The organism is Pseudomonas sp. ADPe, assembly GCF_014843515.1.
GTDB classification, from domain to species: Bacteria; Pseudomonadota; Gammaproteobacteria; order Pseudomonadales; family Pseudomonadaceae; genus Pseudomonas; species Pseudomonas citronellolis.
In genome coordinates this window covers 6,876,584-6,897,489 of sequence record NZ_CP062122.1, presented here as the reverse complement: position 1 = coordinate 6,897,489, position 20,906 = coordinate 6,876,584, and the positions used below count along the sequence as shown (strand labels likewise).

Genomic DNA, 20,906 nt, shown 5'->3' with positions numbered 1-20,906 from the left:
ACCGGGGTTGGGGCGGCGGAGGCTGCAGATCGGCAGCGGGGCGATTGGCCTCGCTGATCCGGTTGATAGTGTGTGCCGGGGCGGGGTTGGGGGGTAGGTTCAGGTGGGGTGGGAAAAAGCGGTGCAGAGGGTGGCTCGCTCCTACGAGAGGCCGTGCCTGGCTGTGCCGTAGGGGTAACTGTTTATTGGGTTCCCGCGAATGCGGGAACCCAGAAACAACGGAGCGGACTTTGTCCGCGATGGAGTTTGTCGGTGGCTGCGGTGTTGGGTTTAAGAGCGCCCTCTCCCTAACCCTCTCCCTGAAGGGAGAGGGGACCGTTCGGTGTGCGTTGGTGTTTCGGCGTTAGCCGGCTGGCACAGAGATTACTGGCTGAAACCATTCCTTCTCTCGGCACGGTCTAGCTCCCTCTCCCTTCAGGGAGAGGGTTGGGGAGAGGGAGCGGACTAACCCCAGTGCGCCGATCCCCCAGGAAAAAACACCCACCAAGACCCCCCGTCAAGCCAACAACCCGCTCGCCTTGGCCCTTGCCACCGCCTGGGTGCGTCTTTCCACTTCCAGCTTGATGTTGATGCGCCGGGCGTGGGTCTTCACGGTGTGCAGCGAGATTTCCAGCTGCTCGGCGATTTCCTGGTTGGAGCAGCCCTGGGCGATCAGTTCCAGCACTTCCAGTTCGCGCTGGCTGAGCATTTCCGTCGGCGCCGGGGCGGGGGCCGCGGTGGGCTGGGCCTGGGGCGCCGTGGGCAGTTGCGCCAGCAGTTGCCGCGACCAGCTGGCGTCCTTGCGTTGCAGCCTTGCCAGGGGGCGCAGCAGGGACAGCCGGCGGCAGTCCTGCAGGGCTTCGCGTAGGTGTTCCTCGGCGGCGGCCGGGTCCAGGCCGTGCAGGGCTTCGGCCAGGCGCAGCTGGCTTTCGCAGGCCAGGCTGCGCAGGCCCAGGCGCTGGCAGTCGCGCTGCAGGGCCAGCAGCTCCTGGCTGGCGCGGGTGGTTTCGCCCAGCTCGCCATGGGCCTGGGCCAGCAGCAGGCGCACGCGGTACTGCAGGTCGTAGAAGCCGGTGGGCGCCAGCAGCGGGTTGAGGCGCAGCTCGGCGAGCACGCCGAACAGCTCGTCGCGGGCCTTGGCCGGTTCGCCGCTGGCCAGCCACAGGCGGGCGCGGGCCAGGCGCAGTACTTCGCGGTAGCGGATCTCGGGGATGCACAGGCGCTGCATGCGCCGCTCGGCGGCCAGCAGCAACTGGTGGGCGCGTTCCACCTCGCCGCGCTCGCAGGTCAGGCTGATCAGCGCGTGGTAGGCATAGAGCAGGTAGGCGTCCTGGCATTCCTCGGCCTCGCGCAGGCCCTGCTGGAGAGCGGCTTCGGCGGCGACGTCCTCGCCGCGCAGGGTCAGCAGTTCGCCGCGCAGCACGTGCAGGCGGGCGCTCATGGGGCCGCCGTGGGTGCCCTTGCGCAGTTCGGCGAGCATCTGCTCGGCGTAGTCCAGGGCGTGGTGGTGCTCGCCGGAAAGGGCCAGCAGGTGGATATGCTCGACGCTCAGCAGGGCCTCGAAGCACAGGCTGGCGTGCCGCCGCGACAGGCGCAGGCCGGCCTGGCAGTGCTGCCGCGCGACGATCAGGTCGCCCTCGACCATGGCCTGCTGGGCCAGGGCCTGGTGGCAGAGGATGTGCTGGCCCCAGTAGTGCTCCTCCAGGTGTTCCAGGGCGTCGCTGCAGTTGCGCCGCGCATCGGGCAGGGCGAACTGGCGTTGCAGCACGCCGAGGATGGACTGGTAGTGCGCCAGGCTGAGCCGCTGGCGGTGGGCGTCCGGCCGCGGCAGGAAGCGCGCCAGCGCCTGCAGGCAGTCCATGGCCTCGTCCAGGCGGGCGCAGATGATCAGCGCCCAGGTTTCCAGGAGGATCAGCTTGGGGCTGGACTGCAGCAGGCCGGCGGGCAGTTCGTCGCGCCAGCGCAGCAGTTGCACGGCGCTGTGCTCGACCATCATCTGGTCGCTGTTGGCGTCCTGCAGCAAGGCCACGGCGCGTTCGATGGAGCCGGCGGCCAGGGCCAGCTGGGTGGCCTGGCGCAGGTCGCCGTGCTCGGCGAACCACTGGCTGGCTTCCAGCAGGGCGACGGTGGGCGGCGCGTCGTCCTGTTCCTGGCGCAGCAGCTCGGCGAGCGGCGGCCAGACGGCGAACCAGCCCGAGTTCTCGTCCAGGCGCCGGAGCAGCTGCAACTGGCCCAGTTGGGCGAAGGCCGCCTCGCCGACCGAGCCCAGATGCCGGCACAGGCCGGCCTTGAAGCGGGGCAGGTGGCTGAGCACGCGCAAGGCGCCGCGCAGCTGCGCCGGCAGCGGGGCGAGCACCTCGCGGCGCAGATAGTCGTGCAGCAGGCCGCCGCCGGCCTCGGGCCAGCGCATGCGGCCCTGCAAGGCGAGCAGGCCGAGCAGTGCCGGCCAGCCGGCGCTGTGGCTCAGCAGGTCGACGCTGTCGCCGTCGCTCGCCTCGGCCTGCTGCTTGCGCAGCAGGTGCTCCAGTTCGTCGTGGTCCAGGGCCAGGTCGCTGGCATCCAGCTCCAGCAGCTCGCCCTGCAGCAGCAGGCGCGGCAGGTTCCAGTCCGGGCGGCGGCGCGAGCCGATCCACCAGCGGATGTCGCTGGCGCTGGTCTCCAGCAGGCGGGCCACGCAGGCGTCCAGCTGCGCATCGCCCTGCCGCGGGTAGTCGTCGAGCACGATCCACAGCGGTTGCGCGCTGCCCTCCAGCAGGCGCTGCAGGTCTTCCTGCCAGTTCCGCGCGCTGGGGTCCAGGTCCAGCACTATGGCCAGGCGGCTGAGGAAGTCGCCCTCCTGCAGCGGCCGGCCGCGCAGGTCCAGCCAGGCGACGCGGCCGCGCGGGCCGGCCTGGCGCGCGCATTCGTTGAGCAGCACGCTCTTGCCGAAGCCGGCGGGGGCGTGCAGCAGGCTCACCCGCTGGCGTCCGCCGAGCAGGCGTTGCAGCAGGCGCGGCCGCGCCACGTGGCGGGCCGGCAGCAGCGGCAGCGCGCCACTGAGGGGGCGTGGGGCGGGACGGCTGGCGATGGCGTGGAGGTTGGGGTGCGAATTCATCTGCGGAACTCCTGGCCCCGGGCTGCCGGGGCGCTGATGCGGATGTGCTGCCGGCTCAGCCGCGCAGCGGCGGCAGGCGCGAGGCCCAGGGACGGGCGCGTTCGAGCTCGGCGGCGAGACGGAACAGGGTGCCCTCGTCGCCCAGGCGCGCGGCGAACTGCACGCCGATGGGCGTGCCGCCGGCGGTCCAGTGCAGCGGCACGCTCATGGCCGGCTGGCCGGTGGCGTTGTACACGGAGGTGAAGGCGGCGAAGGGGCCCGAGCGGGCGAAGAAGGCCTCGATGGACTCGCCCTCGCGGAAGGCCAGTTCGCCGATGGCGCTCGGCGGGCAGGCCATGGTCGGGCTGAGGATCAGGTCGTAGTGCTCGTGGAAGGCGGCGATCTCCCGCGCCATGCGTTGCAGGGTGCGCTGGGCCAGCACGTAGTCGGTGGCGCTGACCTGGCCGGCCAGGCCGACCACCGCGCGGGTCAGCGGCTCGATGTCGTGCTCGCCGGCCTGGCGGCCCACCTGTTGTTCCAGGCTGCGCAGGTGCAGCGCCGCGGACACCACGAAGAGCCGGGCGAAGGCCTGGCCGACGGCGGGCATGTCGCTCACCGTCGGCGCCTCGTCGGTGACCTCGTGGCCCAGGCCGCGGCAGAGCAGGGCGGCCGATTCCAGGGCGGCGAGGCAGTCGGGATGCACGTCGATGCCGGTGAGCGGCGTGCGCAGCAGGCCGATGCGCAGGCGGCGGTGCGGCGCGTCGACTTCCTGCAGGTAGGGGCGGGCCTTGAACGGGGCCACGTAGGGCCCGCCGTAGTCCGGCGCCGAGGTGGCGTCGAGCAGGGCGGCGCTGTCGCGCACCGAGATCGAGCAGCAGTGCTCGGCGGGCAGGCCGCCGGTGCCTTCGCCGACCTTGGGGCCGGCCGGGTTGCGCCCGCGGCTGGGCTTCAGGCCGAACACCCCGCAGGCCGAGGCGGGAATGCGGATGGAGCCGCCGATGTCGCTGGCGTGGGCCATGGGCACCAGGCGCGCGGCCACCGCGGCGGCGGCCCCGCCGCTGGAGCCGCCGGCGGAGAGGCCGAGGTTCCAGGGGTTGAGGCAGGGGCCGAAGGCCGCCGGCTCGGTGGTGGGGGTGATGCCGAATTCCGGGGTGTTGCTGCGCCCGACGGTGATCAGCCCGGCGGCGCGGTAGCGGCGCACCAGCTCGGTGTCGTGGTCGGCGCGGTTGCCCAGGCCCAGGCGGCTGCCGTAGGACAGCGGCTGGCCGCTCTCGGCGCCGCCGGCCAGGTCCTTGAGCAGGAAGGGCACGCCGCGGAAGGGGCCGCCGGGCAGCGGGCCGCGGGCGCGCTCGCGGGCCAGTTCGAACTGGCGCCAGATCACCGAGTTGAGCGCCGGGTCGTGCGCTTCGATGCGGGCGATGGCGGCGTCCACCAGTTCCAGCGGGGTGACTTCGCCGCGGTAGACCAGTTGGGCCTGGGCGGTGGCGTCGAGCAGGTGCAGCGAATCGTTCATGCGGGGGCTCCTGTGCGGGCGGCGGCGAGGAATGGGTCACGGGCATGCCTGTAGCGTAGGGCGAAGCAGGCGGGTGCGTGGATCGGCGATGACATGTCTGTTCCTCGGGGCCGGTTCAGGCCGGCTGCTGCGGTGTCGCCAGGGCCTTGCGCATGCCCAGGGCCATGGCCACGGCGGCGATCACGAACAGCGCGCAGAGCAGGTAGATGGCGTCGTCCAGGCTGCCGGTGCGGGTCTTGATGGCGCCGACCACGGCCGGGCTGATGCCGGCGACGCTGGCCAGGGTGTTGACCAGGGCGATGCCGACGGCGGCGCGTTCGCGCGCCAGGTAGCGGGTGACCATGGCCCAGAACACCGGAGTGGCCGCCACCAGGGCCGAGCCGCCGGTGCTGATGGCGACCAGCGTCCAGGCCAGGCTGCCGTTGCCGATGGCCCAGGCCAGCAGCAGGAAGCCGGCGGCGGCGACGACGAAGGCCCAGGCCCAGTGCAGGCGCTGTTCGTCGCGGCGGTCGGAACGGCGGCCGTACCAGAACATGGCGAACAGGGCGAAGACGTTGGGAATGACCGCGTAGAGGCCGACCAGCTGCAGGTCGGCCACGCCCAGTTCGCGGATGATGGTCGGCGTCCAGAAGGCCAGGAAGTAGCCGGCGCAGCCGGAGACGAAGGCGCCGAAGGCCAGCAGGTAGACCCGTGGGTCGCGCAGCGCCGCGGCCAGCGCGCCCTTGCCGTGGCCGCCGCCGTCGACGTCGGCGCCGGTGGTGCCCTGCACGCCCTGGCGCACCAGTTCGCGCTCGTCCGGGGTCAGCCACTTGGCGTCCTGCGGGCCGTTGGGCAGCAGCCACAGCACCAGCAGGCCGAGCAGCACCGTGGGCATGCCCTCGATGAAGAACATCCACTGCCAGCCTTCCCAGCCGTGGGCGCCGTGCAGGTTCTTCAGGATCCAGCCCGACACCGGGCTGGTGATGAAGGCCGCGGCCACCTGGGCCATGCAGAAGAACGCCAGTACCCGGGCGCGGCGCTGCGGCGGGTACCAGAAGGTGAGGTAGAGGACGATGCCGGGGAAGAAACCGGCCTCGAACACCCCGAGCAGGAAGCGCACCACGTAGAACTGGGTGGGCGTGGTGACCAGCAGGGTGGCGCTGGAGGCCAGGCCCCAGAGCAGCATGATGCGCATGATGGTCAGGCGCGCGCCGATGCGCTGCAGAAGCATGTTGCTGGGCACTTCGAAGAGCACGTAGCCGACGAAGAACATGGCCGCGCCGAGGCCGTAGACGGCGTCGCTGAAGCCCAGCGAGGTCTTCATCTGCAACTGGGCGAAGCCGATGTTGGCGCGGTCGATGAAGTTCAGCAGGTAGCAGATGAACAGGAAGGGAATGAGGCGGCGGGTGATCTTGCCGTAGACGGCTTCGGCGTCGCCCTGGGGCGCCAGGGCGGCCTGTGCCGCGGCGGGGGCGCTGATGACTGTGGACATGCGAGGCTCCGGGGTGGGGTCTACCGCGGGTTACCGGCCGCCGCCACGGGGCCCTCGTGGGGCCGCCGCGCGGCGGGCCGGCGCCGGGATCACTGGACCTGTGTGGCTTCGGCCGCTGCCGGCTGCGGCGCGGGGCTGGGCTGTTGCGCCGCGGCGCCGTTCGCCTTGCGCCGCGGCGGGGCCGCCGGCCGGGCCTTGGGCAGCGCCTTGGCGGGGTTCCCGGCCTTGGCTGCCGGTTTGTCCGCGGCTTCGCCCTGCTTGCTGGCGACGGCCTTGGCGGCGGCGCTGTGCTTCTGGCTGGCCGGCTTGTCGCCGCCCTTGTCCTGCGCTGCCGCGGCGGCCTTTTTGCGCGCCAGTTCGAGCAGGCGGCGGTGTTCGGCCAGCAGGTGGTCGCCCAGGTCGTTGAGGTCCGGCAGGGCGCGGCGGCAGGCGATCAGGCCGTAGTCCAGGCGGTCGTGGTAGCTGGTCACGGTGACGTTCAGCGCCATGCCGTGGGAGGGGATGGACACCGGGTAGTAGCACAGCACCTTGGCGCCGGCGAAGTACAGCTGGGCGGGGATGCCGGTGACGTTGGAGATCACCAGGTTGGCCGGCGGCGGCATCCAGTTGGCCAGGCGCGAGCGGCCGTACATGGCGGCCATGCCGGAGAGCAGCCAGGGCGCGGCGAAGATCGGGAAGTCCATGGGGATGGCCGAGCGGAACTTGTTCATCGCCGCCTTGCGCTGCGTCGAGGAGGCGTTGATGCGCTGCAGGCGCTGCAGCGGGTCGGCCTCGTCGGTGGCCAGGTCGACCACCAGCATGCTCACCTGGTTGTTGGCGGTGTCGTCGCCGGGAGCGCGCAGGCTCACCGGCGCGGCGGCGGTCAGGGGCTTCTCCGGCAGCTCGCCGCTGGCCTTGAGGTAGCGGCGCAGGGCGCCGGAGACGGTGGCCATGACCACGTCGTTGAAGCTCACGTCCAGTTGGCGCGCCATGTCCTTGATCTCGGCCAGGGGCACGGTGCGCCCGGCGAAGCTGCGCTGGTTGGTGATAGCCACGTTCAGCGGGGTGCGCGGGGCCAGCAGCTTGCGCGGGTCGAGGCTGCGCCAGTTGCGCAGGTTGCCGTCACCGATCACCGGCAGCATGCTGCGCCCGGCGCGCAGCATGTCCGGCAGCATCTTCGCCAGCTTGACGTACTGGCGGCCGGCATTGCCGATGGCCGCCCCGGCCAGTTCGGCGACGCCGAGCTGGTACTGGTTGCGCCGCAGCCTGGGCTGCGCCGGCGGGATGACGCGGCCGCTGGGCACGTCGTCGAACAGCGAGCGGACCAGCTCGATGCCGGCCTGGCCGTCGACGTTGGCGTGGTGCACCTTGGCGTACAGCGCCACTTCGCCGCTGCGCAGGCCGTCGATGATGGTGACTTCCCACAGCGGCCGGCTGCGGTCGAGCAGGCTGGCGTGGCTGCGCGCCACGGCCTGCTGCAGCTGGCGGTTGCTGCCCGGCTTGGACAGGGTGATGTGGCGTATGTGGTGCTCCAGGTCCAGCTGTTCGTCTTCCACCCACACCGGGTCGGACAGGTCGAAGGGCATGAACGCCAGCTTGCGGGTGAAGACCGTGGCCAGGTGCAGGCGCCCGGTCAGGTACTGCTTGACCTCCTCGAAGAAGTCGCCGTCATAGCCCTCGGGGAGTTGCAGCACATGCAGCGAACCGACGTGTGTGGGCATCTCGGCCGATTCCATGTGTAGGAACAAGGCGTCCATCCCGCTCAAATGTTTCATTGCATCACCAACCTTCGTTCTTGTCGTTGCAGGGAAAGTACTCGCAAGGCCCATTGCCGCCGGGCCGGTGTTCCCCTCAGCGCCGGGGGGCGTGGAAGGGATAGAGCGCGCGCTTCAGGCCACGCGGCCGGAACTTCCGCCACTGGTCCTGCGCTTGCGCCAGGCGGTCGCCGATGGCGTACCAGACCAGTGGGTGTACGCCCAGGCCGATATGGCTGGCGCAGTTGACTTCGATGTTGTCGGTCAGGCGCCCCCGGCGCTCGACGCTGCCGCCCCAGCCGACGATGCCGTCGGCGCGGCTGTAGATGGAGGTGGTGGGCACCGGCGGCGCCTCTTCGCCACGCTCCTCGCTCTCGCGATTGAAGCTGCGCACCAGGCGGTACAGCTCCCAGGCGTTGGTGCTGGTCTGCGGCGGGCCGTACAGCGGGCTGCCGAGGGTGATCACCTGGCGCACGCTGGCGGGCATGGCGCGGGCCAGTTCGCGGGCGAAGATGCCGCCCAGGCTCCAGCCGATCAGGCTGACCTTGCGCCCGGACGTCTCGTGCAGCTCCTGCAGCTGCGCCAGCAGGCGCTCGACCACGCCACGGCTGGGGCCGCGGTTGAGGCCCTGGCCCCAACCGTGGGTGTCGTAGCCGCGGTTGTCGAGGAAGCGCCGCAGGGGCAGGGTGGTGCAGTCGTTGGCCATCAGCCCGGGCAGCACCAGCACGCTGTGGCCATCGCCGCGCGGCACGTTGAGCAGCAGCCAGGGCATGGCCGCCGGGATCGAGGCCCATTCCAGCAGGGCGCGCGACTCCAGCGCCCAGAGCATGGGCGAGGGACGGCGCTCCACCGGGTGCCGGCGGAAGGGGGCGGTGAGGGACTCGTAGAAAGCGGCGGGCATGATGGCGGTTTCCTTGTACGGGGGTACTACGGGTTCAGTTACCGGCGCTCGCTTGAGCGGCGGCGATTTCGTCCTTGAGCAGCTTCTTGGACAGTTTGCCCACGGCGGTCTTGGGCAGGTCGGCGCGGATTTCCAGGGCCTGCACCATCTCGTGCTTGCCCAGGCGGTCCTTGAGGAAGTCCTTGAGCGCGTCGAGGTCGAAGGCCGGGTGGCCGGGGCGCAGCTTGACGTAGGCCTTGGGCGACTGGCCGCGGTAGGCGTCGGGGATGCCCAGGACCATGACTTCCTCCACCGCCGGGTGGGCGTAGATGGCTTCCTCGATCACCCGCGGGTAGACGTTGAAGCCGCCGCACAGGAGCATGTCCTTGGTGCGGTCGACGATGTAGATGTAGCCGTCCGCGTCCATGTAGCCGACGTCGCCGGTGCGGAAGTAGCCGTCATGGGTGAAGGACTCGGCGCTGGCCTGGGGGTTGTTCCAGTAGCCGCGCATGATGTTCGGCCCGCGGATGGCCAGTTCGCCGTTCTGCCCCGGCGGCACCTTGCGCCCGGGGTCCTCCAGGTCGAGGAAGCAGATGTCCACGCCGATGTGCGGCACGCCGCAGGAGCCGGCCTGGGGCCGCTCGGCGGGGGTGAAGGTGCCGCCGGTGCAGGTCTCGGTCATGCCCCAGCCCTCGGTGATCTGGCAACCGGTCAGGGCCTTGAACTGCTGCATCAGCTCCACCGGCAGCGGGGCGCCGCCGGAGGCGCAGATCTTCAGGCAGCGCAGGTCGTACTCGCTCACCTGCGGGTGGCTGAGCAGGGCGGTGAACATGGTCGGCACGCCGGGGAAGCAGCTCACCCGGTTGTCGTGGATGTCGCGCAATACGGCGCCGGCGTCGAAGCGCGTGTGCAGGCGCATTTCGGCGCCCGCGGCCACCGGGAACAGCAGGCAGCCGACCATGGCGTAGACGTGGAACAGCGGCAGCACCACCAGGATGCTCTCGCGGCCTTCGTGCAGGCGCTGGTCGTTGTCGACGTTGATCATCATCACCTGGGCCGCGGCGGCGCCGAGGTTGGCGTGGGTCAGCATGGCGCCCTTGGGCAGGCCGGTGGTGCCGCCGGTGTACTGCAGCACGGCCAGGGCCTCGTCCAGCGGCGGCAGGGTGTGGGGCTGCCAGTCGCCTTCGTTGTCCAGCAACTGTTCGAAGGGCAGGCATTGCTCGCTGTAGTGCACCTGGGCGAGCTGGCCCTCCTGCTGCAGGCGGGCGCGGATCTCCCGCGGCTGCGCGCCGAACTCGCCCAGCGAGCCGACCACCAGGGTGTGCAGGCGGGTGCTGTCGAGCAGGCGGGCCATCAGCGGGTAGAGGCTGTTGAGGTCGAGGGTGACGAGGATGTCGGTGCGGCTGTCCTCGATCTTGTGCGCGAGCACCTCGCCGGCATCCAGCGGCGAGTAGTTCACCACGGTGCCGCCGGCGCGCAGGATGGCGAAGAAGGTGATGACGTATTGCGGCACGTTGGGCAGGTAGAGGCCGACGTGAACGCCGGGGCCGACGCCCAGGTCCTGCAGGCCCTTGGCGGCGCGGTCGATCAGCGAGGCGAGTTCGCGGTAGTCGATGTTGCGGCCCATGAAGTCGATGGCCGGGCGGTCGGCCCAGCGGCGCACCGAGTCATCGAGCATGTCCAGCACGCTGAGGCCGGAGAGGTCGGTGTTCCAGCGCACGCCGGCAGGGTATGAGCGAGTCCAGGGGGTTTGCACTTGCTGGTGTCTCCTTATTGTTTGCAAGCATGGTGAGGCTGCGGCGCTTGTATGAACTGTCCGGAATTTGCGGCTTGGAGAAAGTGCCGATGGTGGGGGCTGGCGTTCGTGCCAAAGGCTGATAAGCGGGGGCTGGAGAGGCTCTGGGGCGGGGGTTCTGGAGTGATCAGCGGCGTGGAGGGTGGGGGATTCATGGGGGTTATGGGGTGGTTGGCGTGGGGGGATAAGCAGTTGTGGTTTGAGGCTGTTGTGTCCGCCGTTCGCGTTGTGCTCCTGCAGGTTGGCGGGGGGGTGTTTCCTGTAGGAGCGAGCTTGAACTCGCGAATGGGGTTTGCCGGGGGCGTAGGCGCTGGGGTTAAGAGCGCCCTCTCCCCAACCCTCTCCCGCAAGCGGGAGAGGGGGCCGTTCGGAGTGGACGGGGAGTCAAGAGTCATCCTGATACTCCTCACGACCCCTGTCATTCCCGCGAACGCGGGACGCGGCTCCATCGCGAACAGCGCTTGCGCTGGCCCGAAGGGGAATAACCCAGTGACTGCTGGGTTCGCGAGCAAGCTCGCTCCTACGAAAAGCAAAAGCGCGTCTGCTCTTGGATTTCCAGAGAAATAGCCGAGCGCACCGAAACGCCCCTTCAGAAGGCCGAGCGAAACCCGCGCTCAGGAGGTCATGCGACATGGATGTCGCGAGAGCCCCGATGGGCTACAGGGACGTACCCTCGGGGCGGGCCTCCGTGGCGGGGGAATTCGCGAGGGTAGCCCGGCTCCATCGGGCCCGTATGGCGGGGCAAGCCTTTTTGGTTTCTTTTGTGGCGTTTGACAAAAGGGACTCGCCCGAGGGGGCGAAACAAGACGGTTGGGCAGACTCGGTGCGGCGCAGAAACACCCAAGCCAAGGCAGCGCAAGCGCTGTTCGCGGGAATGACGAGGGTGGGAGGATTGCGCCTGACCGACGCATCGCTCAGGACAGCCCCCTCTCCCGCTTGCGGGAGAGGGTTGGGGAGAGGGCGCTCTTGCACCCAACATCCACGCCACCGGGAAACTGTTCGCGAGCAAGCTCGCTCCCAGGAAACACACCATGCCTCCCTGGACTGCAGGAGCGCGCCCTGCGCGCAAATCGCGGACGGAGTCCGCTACGGTCGACCCCTGTGCCAGGCGCCGTAGGAACGGACTCCGTCCGCGATTAACTCAGGTCTCGAAATAGAAGCTCTGGAACCGCTCCGCCAGTTGCACGGTGAGTTGCGCCGCCTGCACATGGTTGGGATGGGGCCCATAGTCCTGGGCCGCCTTGAACGACTCGAAACTGATGATCATGGCGAAGTCGAAGCTGTCGTCCGAGCCGACGCCGCCCAGGTTGGCCCGGGGGCCGAAGCGGACTTCGCTGACGCCGGGGATCTGCCGCAGGCTTTCGCAGGCGGCGGTCAGTTGGGCGATGTGTTCCAGGTTGCCCGGCTCTTTCAGCCAGGACACGACTACGCAATGCACGCTCATGGGCAGCATTCCTCTGTTGGTTGCGGGTTGATGCAGTTGCGCAGCGGCGCGCCCTGCAGGGCGTCGAGCAGGTTGTCGAAGGCCTCGAGGGTCATACGCTTGTGCGTCTCGCGGGTGGAGGCGCCGTTGTGCGGCGACAGCACCAGGTTGGGCAGGCCGAGCAGCGCCGGGTTCACCGCCGGCTCGCCTTCGGTGACGTCCAGCCCGGCCGCCGCCAGCCGGCCTTCGCGCAGGGCCGTGGCCAGGGCGGTTTCATCCACCAGGCCGCCGCGGGCGGTGTTGATCAGGATGGCCTCGGGCTTCATCTGCGCCAGCTGCGGCGCGCCGATGATGTGGTGGGTGGCGGCGCTGTAGGGCAGCTGCAGGATGAGCGCGTCGCTCTGCTCCAGCAGGCTGTCGAAGTCCAGGTAGCGCACGCCGAGCCGGACTTCTTCCTCCACCGGCAGGCGCCGCCGGTTGCAATAGGTGACGTCCATGTCGAAGCCGCGGGCGCGCTTGGCCACTTCCATGCCGATGCTGCCCAGGCCGAGGATGCCCAGTTGCTTGTGGTGCACGTCCTGGCCGAACAGCGGCGAGGAGTCGGCGCGCCAGCCGCCGCCGCGGACGAAGGCGTCGGCCTCGACGATGCGCCGGGCCGCGGCCAGCAGCAGGCCGAAGGCGAGGTCGGCGGTGGCCGCGGCGACCGCCTTGGGGGTGTTGCAGACGCGGATGCCGCGGGCCGTGCAGGCGGCCACGTCGATGTGGTCGAAGCCGGCGCTGACGGTGCTCAGCACCTTCAGGCGCGGGCAGCGCTCCAGCAGGGCGGCGTCGATGCGGTCGGCGGGCAGCACCAGGGCGTAGTCGGCCCCGCTCAGCAGCTCGCCCAGGTCATCCGGAAGGCCGCGTTCGGGCATGCGGAGCTCGGCCCTTTCGCGCAGGCTTCCCAACAGCGCATCGGGTACCTGGCGCGACAGGGCGATGCAGGGAGTGGTGTTCATCGCTGGCTCCTCAGTCGCGATAGCTGGTGTCGATGCGGTTGAGCCTGCGCAGCAGCGCCGGCCAGACGAAGTCGCCGCCCTGGCCGCCGGTCTGCTTGTCGACCACCTCGGCCACGCCGTCGATGATCTGCGGATCGACCTGCACCAGCTGGCCGCCGGCCTGGGCCGCCAGCTGGATCTGGCAGGTGGTCTCGAAGGTGTACATGTTGAGGAAGGCGTCGGCGACGCTGCGGCCGACGGTGAGCAGGCCGTGGTTGCGCAGCATGAAGAACAGCTTGTTGCCCAGGTCCGCCTGCAGGCGCGGCTTCTCGTCGTCGCGCAGGGCCACGCCCTCGTAGTCGTGGTAGGCCAGCGAGGAGAGCACGAAGGTGGACTGTTGGCTGATCGGCAGCACGCCGCATTCCTGGGCGCTGACCGCGACGCCGGCGCGGGTGTGGGTGTGCAGCACGCACTGGATGTCGTGGCGCGCGGCATGGATGGCGCTATGGATGACGAAGCCGGCGCGGTTGGCGTCGTAGGGGCTGTCGATCACCTTGTTGCCGTCCTGGTCGATCTTCACCAGGTTGGAGGCGGTGATCTCGTCGAACAGCAGGCCGTAGGGGTTGATCAGGAAGTGATGCTCGGGGCCGGGGACGCGGGCGCTGATGTGGGTGAAGACCAGGTCGGTCCAGCCGAACAGGGCGACCAGCCGGTAGCACGCGGCGAGGTTGACGCGCAGTTGCCATTCTTCGTCGCTCACCTGGTCGCGGACATGGGGGAGGGCGAGTTCGTGGGCCATGGGGCATTCCTTCTTGTAGGTGTTCTTGTAGATGTTGTGGTGGAGCGCCCGAGGCTAAGGCGTGGCGAGGTGCGGCGACTGTCCTGAATTTGACGTCCGTCCTGCTGGCGCCCGGTCGCCCCTTGCGGCCGATTGGGGGAGGCCGTCGATGCGCCTTGTGCTGGCTCGCCCGTCGGCCGAATAATGGGAGCAACGTCCCGGATTCCATGGAGCCTTCAGGCGTGACCTTCCCCTCGATGTTGTCGGAGTCCCATCTTGCCGTGCTGCTGGCCAGCCCCTGGTTCGGCGGCCTGCCGGAACAGGTTCGCGACGACATGCTGGCCCGCGCCGGCGTGCGCGCCCTGAACACCGGCCAGCAGCTGTTCCGCTGCGGCGAGCCGCCGGATGGCCTGTACATCGTGCTGCAGGGCATCATCCGCCTGAGCAACACCACCCGCGACGGCCAGGAGGCGGTGCTGAACTTCTACGAGCCGGGCAGCTGGCTGGGCGAGGTGTCGATGCTCGACCACAGCAACCGCCTGCACGACGCCCATGCCCACGAGCCCTCCCAGGTGCTGCACATCAGCCCGCTGGCCCTGGGCGAGCTGTGCGAGCGGCACCCGGCGCTGGTGCGCATGCTGCTGGACCTGGAGGTGTCGCGCCTACGCGCCATGCTGGTGGCCTTCTCCGCCTTTTCCACGCAGTCGCTGGAGCAGCGCCTGGCCGGGCGCCTGCTGGGGCTGAGCGAGTCCTTCGGGACGAAGGAGGCGCAGGGGGTGGCCCTGGACCTGCGGTTGTCCCAGGAGTCCATGGCGCAGCTCATCGGCGCCACCCGCCAGCGCGTCAACCAGGTGCTCAAGCAGTGGGAGCAGCAGGGCCTGATCCGCCAGCGCTACGGCCAGCTCCTGCTGCTACGCCCGGACGCCCTGCAGACGCTGGCCCAGGAGCGGCCGGACCGCTAGCCCAGCGACCCTAGGTGCCCGATGGTGGCTGGCCCGCGGCCTGCAGTTCGGCGCGCCGGTCGTGGGCGCGCTCGATCAGGTAGGCGCGGATCTGCTCCACCTGCTCCGGCGCCAGCCGCCCGGCGAACGGCGGCATGCCGCGGCCGGCCCGCGCGCCGGCGACGATGCTCTGGAAGTCCTTGTGCGTCTGCGCCGTCATGTAGCGCAGGTCGGGAATCACGTTGGCACTGAAGGCGCCCAGGCCGTGGCACACCCCGCAGTGCTCGCGGAACAGTTGGTCGCCGGCCGCCACCGTGGCCGCGTCGGCGCTCAGCGGCGGCGGTTCGGGCAGTACGAGGGCGCGCCGCCTGACCTCGGGCATGGGCGCGTTGCCGCCGAGCCTGAAGGTGAACACCCGGGCGTCGGGCACGGTGCGCGTGCGTTCGGACAGGGCGCCGAGGGTGATCGGGTAGGCGCCGCCCCAGCCGCTGCTGAAGGTCACGTACTGCTCGCCGTCCACGCTGTAGGTGATGGGCGCGGCCACCACGCCGCTGCTGACTTCGCGCTGCCAGAGCAGCTTGCCGCTGTCGGCCGCGTAGGCCAGCAGGCGGCCATCGTGGGTGCCCTGGAACACCAGGTTGCCGGCGGTGGCCAGGGTGCCGCCGTTGGCGATCTGCGCGTAGGGCACCGACCAGGCTTCCTTCTGCCGCAGCGGGTCCCAGGCCTGCAGCTTGCCGGTGTAGATCCGCGCGAATTCGTCGATGCTCTTCTTGTCCCTGGGCATCGGCGGCAGCTCTACCCCGGAGTTCCACTGGCCCTTGGCAGGTATGTCGATCTTCGCCTTCGGATGGAGGATGTCGGCCGTCGATTGCGTGGGGATGTAGACCAGGCCGGTCTTCGGGCTGTAGCTCATCGGGTGCCAGTTGTGAGCGCCCTGGGAGCCGGGGAACACCAGCTTGGTCTCGCCCTTGCTCCAGTAGTCGGCCGCCTCCAGGTCGACGATCGGCCGGCCGCTGTGCAGGTCCACGCCCTTGGCCCAGTTGACCTTGGGCGCGTACTGGGCGGCCGAGAGCAGCTTGCCCGTGGCCGCGTCCAGCACGTAGAAGAAGCCGTTCTTCGGCGCCTGCATCACCACCTTGCGCGGCTTGCCGTGGATGGCCAGGGTGGCGACCATGATGTGCTGGGTGGCGGTGTAGTCCCAGGCATCGCCCGGCGTGGTCTGGTAGTGCCAGACGTACTGCCCGGTGTCGGGGCGGACCGCGACTATGGAGGAGAGGAACAGGTTGTCGCCCTTGCCCTGCGAGCGCTGGCCGTAGTTCCAGAAGGAGCCGTTGCCGACGCCGAGGTAGAGCAGGTCGAGCTCGGCGTCGTAGGCCATCGAGTCCCACACGGTGCCGCCGCCGCCCTGCTTCCAGTACTGGTCGCCGAACCAGGTCTTGCGGATCATGCCGATGGTGTCGGTTTCGTCGCCCTGCGCCGGGTCGCCCGGCACGGTGAAGAAGCGCCAGGCCTGTGCGCCGGTCTCGGCGTCGTAGGCGGTGACGTAGCCGCGCACGCCGAACTCGCTGCCGCCGTTGCCGATCACCACCTTGCCCTTGATGATGCGCGGGGCGCCGGTGATGGTGTAGTTGCGCGCGTGGTCGAGCACGGTGTCCACCGACCAGACGCGTTGCCCGCTGCGCGCGTCCAGCGCCTCCAGCCGGCCGTCGTAGACACCCACGTAGACCTTGCCGTTCCACACCGCCACACCGCGGTTGGCCGCGTCGCAGCAGCCCGAGCCCTGGATGCCGCGGTAGACCCCCGGATCGTACTGCCACAGCAGCTTGCCGGTGCGCGCGTCCAGGGCGTGGACGATGCTGTAGGCGCTGGTGGTGTACATCACGCCGTCCACCACCAGGGGCGTGGCCTCGACCACGCGGTCCAGCCCGAACCCGTAGTCCCAGGCCAGGCCCAGCTGCCCCACGTTCTGCTCGTTGACCTGCTCCAGCGGCGAATAGCGCTGCTCGCCGTAGGTGCGGCCGGTGCTCATCCAGTTGCCGGGCTCGCTGTCGGCGGCAGTCAGGCGCTGGGCGTCGACCGCCGCCGGGCCGCCGGCCCAGGCCAGCGGAGCCGCGAGCAGCAGCGCCGCCCCGGTATTCCAAGGTGCTTTCATGCTGGGTTCCCCCATGGTGCCGCCAGCGGCGGCGCGTTTCGGGCGAGGCTCAGTGCGCAGGACGGTGCCCCGGCGGCAGGCCGCCGCCGGGGCCGGCCGTCAGGTGTGACGCGCTGTGCAGGTCACGGCTCCAGCCCCAGCGCAGCTGCCACCTGCGGATAGGCCACCGTGTCGATCAGCTGGCGCGTGGCGGCGCCGTAGGGCGGCGTGATCAGCTCGAAGCTGCCGCCGGCGCGGCGCTCGTAGAAGCCGCGCGGGTTGGAGAACTCGCGGAAGCCTTCCTCGCCGTGGTGCCGGCCCATGCCGCTGGCGCCCACCCCGCCGAAGCCCATGGACGCCAGCGCGCCCTGCATCACGGCGATGTTGAAGCACACGCCGCCCGAACGGGTGCGCGTGGCGATCGCCTGGCGCAGCGCCGGGTCGTCGCTGAAGAGGTAGATGCCCAGCGGCGTGTCGCCCTGGTTGATGCGCGCGATGAGGTCGTCGGTGCTCTTGTAGGTCTGCACCGGCAGGATCGGGCCGAAGATTTCCTCGCGCACCACCTGGGCGTCGTCGCGCGGGTTGACCACGATGTGGAAGGGCATGTCGCGGGCGCCGGCATCCATCTCGTGGCCGATGCGGATCACCTGGTCGCTCTTGTCCTGGGCGTCCTCCAGCAGGCGTTGCAGGCGCTCGACGTGGCGCTGGTTGATGATGCCGCTGGCGCTGCTGGCGCCGTTGTCGTGGCCGAAGCTGTGCTGCATCACTTCGCTCAAGGCCTTCACGAAGTCCTGCAGGCCCTCCTCGGGCACCAGCAGGTGGTCGACGGTGATGCACAGCTGGCCGCGCTTGATGGCCTTGATGCCGGCGATGGCCGCCAGCGTCTGCGCGTCGCCGAGTTTGTCGCGGCCGACGATGGTGGGGTTGCGCCCGCCCAGTTCGAGAGTGACCGGCACCAGGTTCTCGGCGCAGCGCTTCATGATCTCGCGGCCCACCGCGGTGCCGCCGGTGAACAGCAGGTGGTCCCAGGGCAGCGTGGCGCAGTGCCGGGCCAGTTCCAGGTCGCCGTTGACCACCGCGACCTCGTCCTCGGCGAAGTAGGCCGCGAACATTTCCTGCAGCAGGGCGCCGCTGTTGGGCGTGAGGTCCGAGGGCTTGAGGATCACCCGGTTGCCGGCGCCGAGCATGTCGATGAGCGGGCCGATGCCGACGTCGAACGGGAAGTTCCACGCCGCCATGTTGCACACCACGCCCTTGGGGCTGTACTGCACGTAGGCCAGCGACTCGCCCTGGGTGGCGGGGTCGACCGGCTTGGCGATGGGCTTCATCCACTCATGGACGTTGGCGCAGTCGAAGCGCACGCGCTCGACCATCGACAGGATTTCGGTGAGGTCCGCCGCCGCGCCCGAATGGCTGCCGAAGTCCGCCACCAGCGCTTCGTGGATCCTGGCGCGGTAGCTGTACATCATCGGCACGATGCGCGACATGCGCTCGATGCGCGTCTCGGCGCTGGGGAACATGTCCTGGGCGAAGGCCGCTTTCTGCAGCGCGAACAGGCGCTCCAGGCGCTGGATGGGGGTTTGCGTGGTCATGACAGGTCTCCGGTGGGTAGCCGCGCGTCCCGTCCGGGATGGAGCGGGCCGTGCGGGAGGGCGCTGGCCCCCGGCCAGGGGCACGGGGGCAGCAGGATGCTCGGGCCGACGGCCTCGATGTCGGTGTGGCCGCAGAAGGCCATGCTCAGGCTCAGTTCGTTGTGGATGATCTCCAGCGCGCGGCTCACGCCGGCCTCGCCGAGGGCGCCCAGGCCGTAGACGAAGGCGCGCCCCAGCAGGCAGCCGCGCGCGCCAAGGGCGCGGGCGCGGAGCACGTCCTGGCCGCTGCGGATGCCGCCGTCCATCCAGACTTCGGTCTGCGCGCCGACCGCCTCGACTATCGGCGGCAGCGCGCGGATGCTCGACTGGGTGCCGTCGAGCTGGCGGCCGCCGTGGTTGCTGACCACGATGGCGTCGGCGCCGTGGGCCACGGCGTTGCGCGCGTCGTCGACGTCCTGGATGCCCTTGAGCAGCAGCGGGCCGTCCCACCAGCGGCGGATTTCGGCGACGTCGGCCCAGTTCAGCGACGGGTCCAGCTCGCCGCCGCGCCAGCGCGCCATGTCGGCCATGCTGTCGATGCCGGGCGCGTGGCCGACCACGTTGCCGAACGCGCGCCGCGGCGTGCCGGCCATGCCCAGCGCCCAGCGCGGGTGCCTGGCCACGTCGAGCAACTGGCGCAGGTTCATGCGCGAGGGATCGGTCAGGCCGTTCTTCAGGTCCTTGTGGCGCTGGCCCACCAGCGACAGGTCGAGGGTCAGCACCAGCGCCGTGCAGCCGGCGGCCCTGGCGCGCTCGACCAGGCGCCGGGCGAAGGCGCGGTCGCGCATCACGTAGAGCTGGAACCAGAAGCCGGGGCCGGCGTGTTCGGCCACGTCCTCGATGGAGCAGATGCTCATGGTGGACAGCGTGAAGGGCACGCCGAAGGCCCGCGCCGCCCGTGCCGCGAGGATTTCGCCGTCGGCGTGCTGCATGCCCAGCGCGCCCACCGGGGCGAGCGCCAGCGGCATGGACAGGCGCTGGCCGAGCAGCGTGGTGGCGGTGCTGCGCCGGTCGATGTCGATGGCCACGCGCTGGCGCAGCAGCAACTGCTGCAGGTCGGCCTGGTTGGCGCGGTAGGTGCTCTCGGTCCAGGAGCCCGAGTCGGCGTAGTCGTAGAACATTCGCGGCACGCGGCGCTGGGCCAGGGCACGCAGGTCCTCGATGCAGGTGATGCAGGTCATGGCGCGCCGCCGTCGAGCAGCTTGCCCGGGTTGAGGATGCCGGCGGGGTCCAGCGCGCGCTTGATCGCGCCCATCAGCGCGCGTTCCTGCGGGCTGCGGGTGATCGACAGCCAGGGCTTCTTCTCCAGCCCGATGCCGTGCTCGGCCGATACCGAGCCGCCGCGCGCCCGCAGTTCCGCGTAGACCAGCGCCTCGATGCGCGGCTTGAACCGTTCGAGGTCGGCGTGGGGCAGGGTGACGACCAGGTGCAGGTTGCCGTCGCCCAGGTGGCCGAACACGTAGAGCCAGTGCGCCTTGGCTTCCGCGAGCAGCAGCTGCTGCACCTGGCGCACGTAGCCGTCCATCTCGGCGATCGGCAGGGAGATGTCGAAGCCCAGCGGCATGCCGTGCCGCATCACCTGTTCCACGTCGTCGCGCAGCGCCCAGAAGGCCTGCGCATCGGCGTCGGAGCGGGCGAGCACCGCGTCGCTCAGCAACCCTTGCTCCAGGGCCGCTTCGAGCGCGGCCTCGAAGCGCTGGCCGTCGGCTTCGCGCTGGCTGCCCTGGGCCTCGACCAGCACGTAGAAGGGGTGCTCCTGGCCCAGCGGCGGCAGGCTCCTGGCCGGCGGCGTGGTCACCAGGCGGTAGAAGGACTGCCACATCACCTCGAAGGACGACAGCGAGCCGCCCAGCGCGCGGTCCATGTGGCGCAGCAGGCCGGCCACGGCGTCGAAGCCCGGCGCCGCCAGCAGCGCGGTGTGGTTGGCCAGCGGCTTCTCGCGCAGGCGCAGCACCAGGCGGGTGATCACCCCCAGGGTGCCTTCGCTGCCGATGAACAGCTGCTTGAGGTCGTAGCCGGTGTTGTTCTTGATCAGCGGGCGCAGGGACGACACCACGGTGCCGTCGGCCAGCACGGCCTCCAGCCCCAGCACCATGTCGCGGGTCATGCCGTAGCGCAGCACGCGGGTGCCGCCGGCGTTGGTGGCGGCGGTGCCGCCCAGGGTGGCGCTGCCGCGCGCGCCCAGGTCCAGCGGGTAGAGCAGGCCCTGGGCCTCCACGGCTTCCTGCAGGGCCTGCAGGGTGACGCCGGCCTGTACGGTGGCGGTGCGTTGTTGCGGGTCGATGGCCTCGATGGCGCGCATGCGCTCCAGCGACAGGATGATCTCGCCGGGCCCGGCGTCGGCGCCGCGTACCAGGCCGGTCAGGCCGCCCTGGGGTACTACCGGCAACTGGCGCTGGTGGCACCAGCGCAACACGGCGGCGACTTCCCCGGTGCTGGCCGGGCGCACCAGGGCCCGCGCCCGCAGGTGGTCGGCGCGCAAGGCGCCGGCCGAACGGCTGGCGAGATCGGCCGCGCAGAGCACGCCGTTGTCGCCGACGATGGCGCGCAGCGCCTCGACTATGGGGTCCATATGCGATCG

At 70.4% G+C, this 20,906-nt stretch carries 14 protein-coding genes; 1 reads left to right on the top strand and 13 read right to left on the bottom strand.

Features of this window, described 5'->3' with window-relative positions; translation table 11 throughout:
* Nucleotides 1-496: 496 nt before the first annotated feature.
* The 9 genes from IG194_RS33205 to IG194_RS30965 all read right to left on the bottom strand — a co-directional run bounded on the left by IG194_RS33205 (nucleotide 497) and on the right by IG194_RS30965 (nucleotide 13,643).
* Nucleotides 497-3,073 carry a LuxR C-terminal-related transcriptional regulator gene (locus IG194_RS33205; RefSeq protein ID WP_058489883.1) on the bottom strand — a complete coding sequence of 859 codons (2,577 nt, stop codon included), beginning with the start codon at nucleotides 3,071-3,073 and terminating at the stop codon, nucleotides 497-499.
* A 55-nt stretch (nucleotides 3,074-3,128) separates the two neighbouring features.
* Nucleotides 3,129-4,565, bottom strand: coding sequence for an amidase (locus tag IG194_RS31000; protein WP_064987602.1), 1,437 nt, complete (start codon nucleotides 4,563-4,565; stop codon nucleotides 3,129-3,131).
* Nucleotides 4,566-4,680: 115 nt separating this feature from the next.
* Nucleotides 4,681-6,036: an MFS transporter gene (locus IG194_RS30995; protein ID WP_064987603.1), complete on the bottom strand. Its 1,356-nt coding sequence runs from the start codon at nucleotides 6,034-6,036 to the stop codon at nucleotides 4,681-4,683.
* A gap of 89 nt (nucleotides 6,037-6,125) precedes the next feature.
* Nucleotides 6,126-7,736 carry a WS/DGAT/MGAT family O-acyltransferase gene (locus IG194_RS30990; RefSeq protein WP_237143042.1) on the bottom strand — a complete coding sequence of 537 codons (1,611 nt, stop codon included), beginning with the start codon at nucleotides 7,734-7,736 and terminating at the stop codon, nucleotides 6,126-6,128.
* Between the two features lie 130 nt (nucleotides 7,737-7,866).
* Nucleotides 7,867-8,670 (bottom strand): lipase family alpha/beta hydrolase, encoded by an 804-nt coding sequence (locus IG194_RS30985; RefSeq protein ID WP_058073126.1) that lies wholly within the window; start codon nucleotides 8,668-8,670, stop codon nucleotides 7,867-7,869.
* Between the two features lie 34 nt (nucleotides 8,671-8,704).
* Entirely contained in the window at nucleotides 8,705-10,405 is a 1,701-nt protein-coding gene (locus IG194_RS30980) for a long-chain-fatty-acid--CoA ligase (RefSeq protein ID WP_082657067.1), read from the bottom strand.
* 1,180 nt (nucleotides 10,406-11,585) lie between these two features.
* Complete coding sequence (locus tag IG194_RS30975) at nucleotides 11,586-11,888, bottom strand: Dabb family protein (protein WP_009622317.1); 303 nt, start codon at nucleotides 11,886-11,888, stop codon at nucleotides 11,586-11,588.
* Nucleotides 11,885-12,865 (bottom strand): 2-hydroxyacid dehydrogenase, encoded by a 981-nt coding sequence (locus IG194_RS30970; RefSeq protein WP_043271648.1) that lies wholly within the window; start codon nucleotides 12,863-12,865, stop codon nucleotides 11,885-11,887. Before IG194_RS30970 ends, IG194_RS30975 begins: the two co-directional genes overlap by 4 nt.
* Nucleotides 12,866-12,875: 10 nt before the next feature.
* Nucleotides 12,876-13,643, bottom strand: a complete 768-nt coding sequence (locus IG194_RS30965) for a class II aldolase/adducin family protein (protein ID WP_009622313.1) — start codon at nucleotides 13,641-13,643, stop codon at nucleotides 12,876-12,878.
* A 221-nt stretch (nucleotides 13,644-13,864) separates the two neighbouring features.
* Between IG194_RS30965 and IG194_RS30960 the strand changes: the two genes are divergently transcribed.
* On the top strand, nucleotides 13,865-14,584 hold the full coding sequence (locus tag IG194_RS30960; protein WP_009622312.1) for a Crp/Fnr family transcriptional regulator: 720 nt from the start codon (nucleotides 13,865-13,867) through the stop codon (nucleotides 14,582-14,584).
* A 10-nt stretch (nucleotides 14,585-14,594) separates the two neighbouring features.
* Here IG194_RS30960 and IG194_RS30955 read toward each other — a convergent pair whose 3' ends face one another.
* The 4 genes from IG194_RS30955 to IG194_RS30940 form a co-directional block, all read right to left on the bottom strand.
* On the bottom strand, nucleotides 14,595-16,715 hold the full coding sequence (locus tag IG194_RS30955) for a PQQ-dependent dehydrogenase, methanol/ethanol family (RefSeq protein WP_082996300.1): 2,121 nt from the start codon (nucleotides 16,713-16,715) through the stop codon (nucleotides 14,595-14,597).
* 122 nt (nucleotides 16,716-16,837) lie between these two features.
* Nucleotides 16,838-18,286: an aldehyde dehydrogenase family protein gene (locus IG194_RS30950; RefSeq protein ID WP_058489881.1), complete on the bottom strand. Its 1,449-nt coding sequence runs from the start codon at nucleotides 18,284-18,286 to the stop codon at nucleotides 16,838-16,840.
* A complete protein-coding gene (locus tag IG194_RS30945; protein ID WP_058489880.1) occupies nucleotides 18,283-19,506 on the bottom strand; it encodes an alpha-hydroxy acid oxidase in 1,224 nt (407 codons plus the stop codon). The genes IG194_RS30950 and IG194_RS30945 overlap by 4 nt, the downstream gene beginning before the upstream one ends.
* Nucleotides 19,503-20,897: an FAD-binding oxidoreductase gene (locus tag IG194_RS30940; RefSeq protein WP_058489879.1), complete on the bottom strand. Its 1,395-nt coding sequence runs from the start codon at nucleotides 20,895-20,897 to the stop codon at nucleotides 19,503-19,505. Before IG194_RS30940 ends, IG194_RS30945 begins: the two co-directional genes overlap by 4 nt.
* Nucleotides 20,898-20,906: the final 9 nt, after the last annotated feature.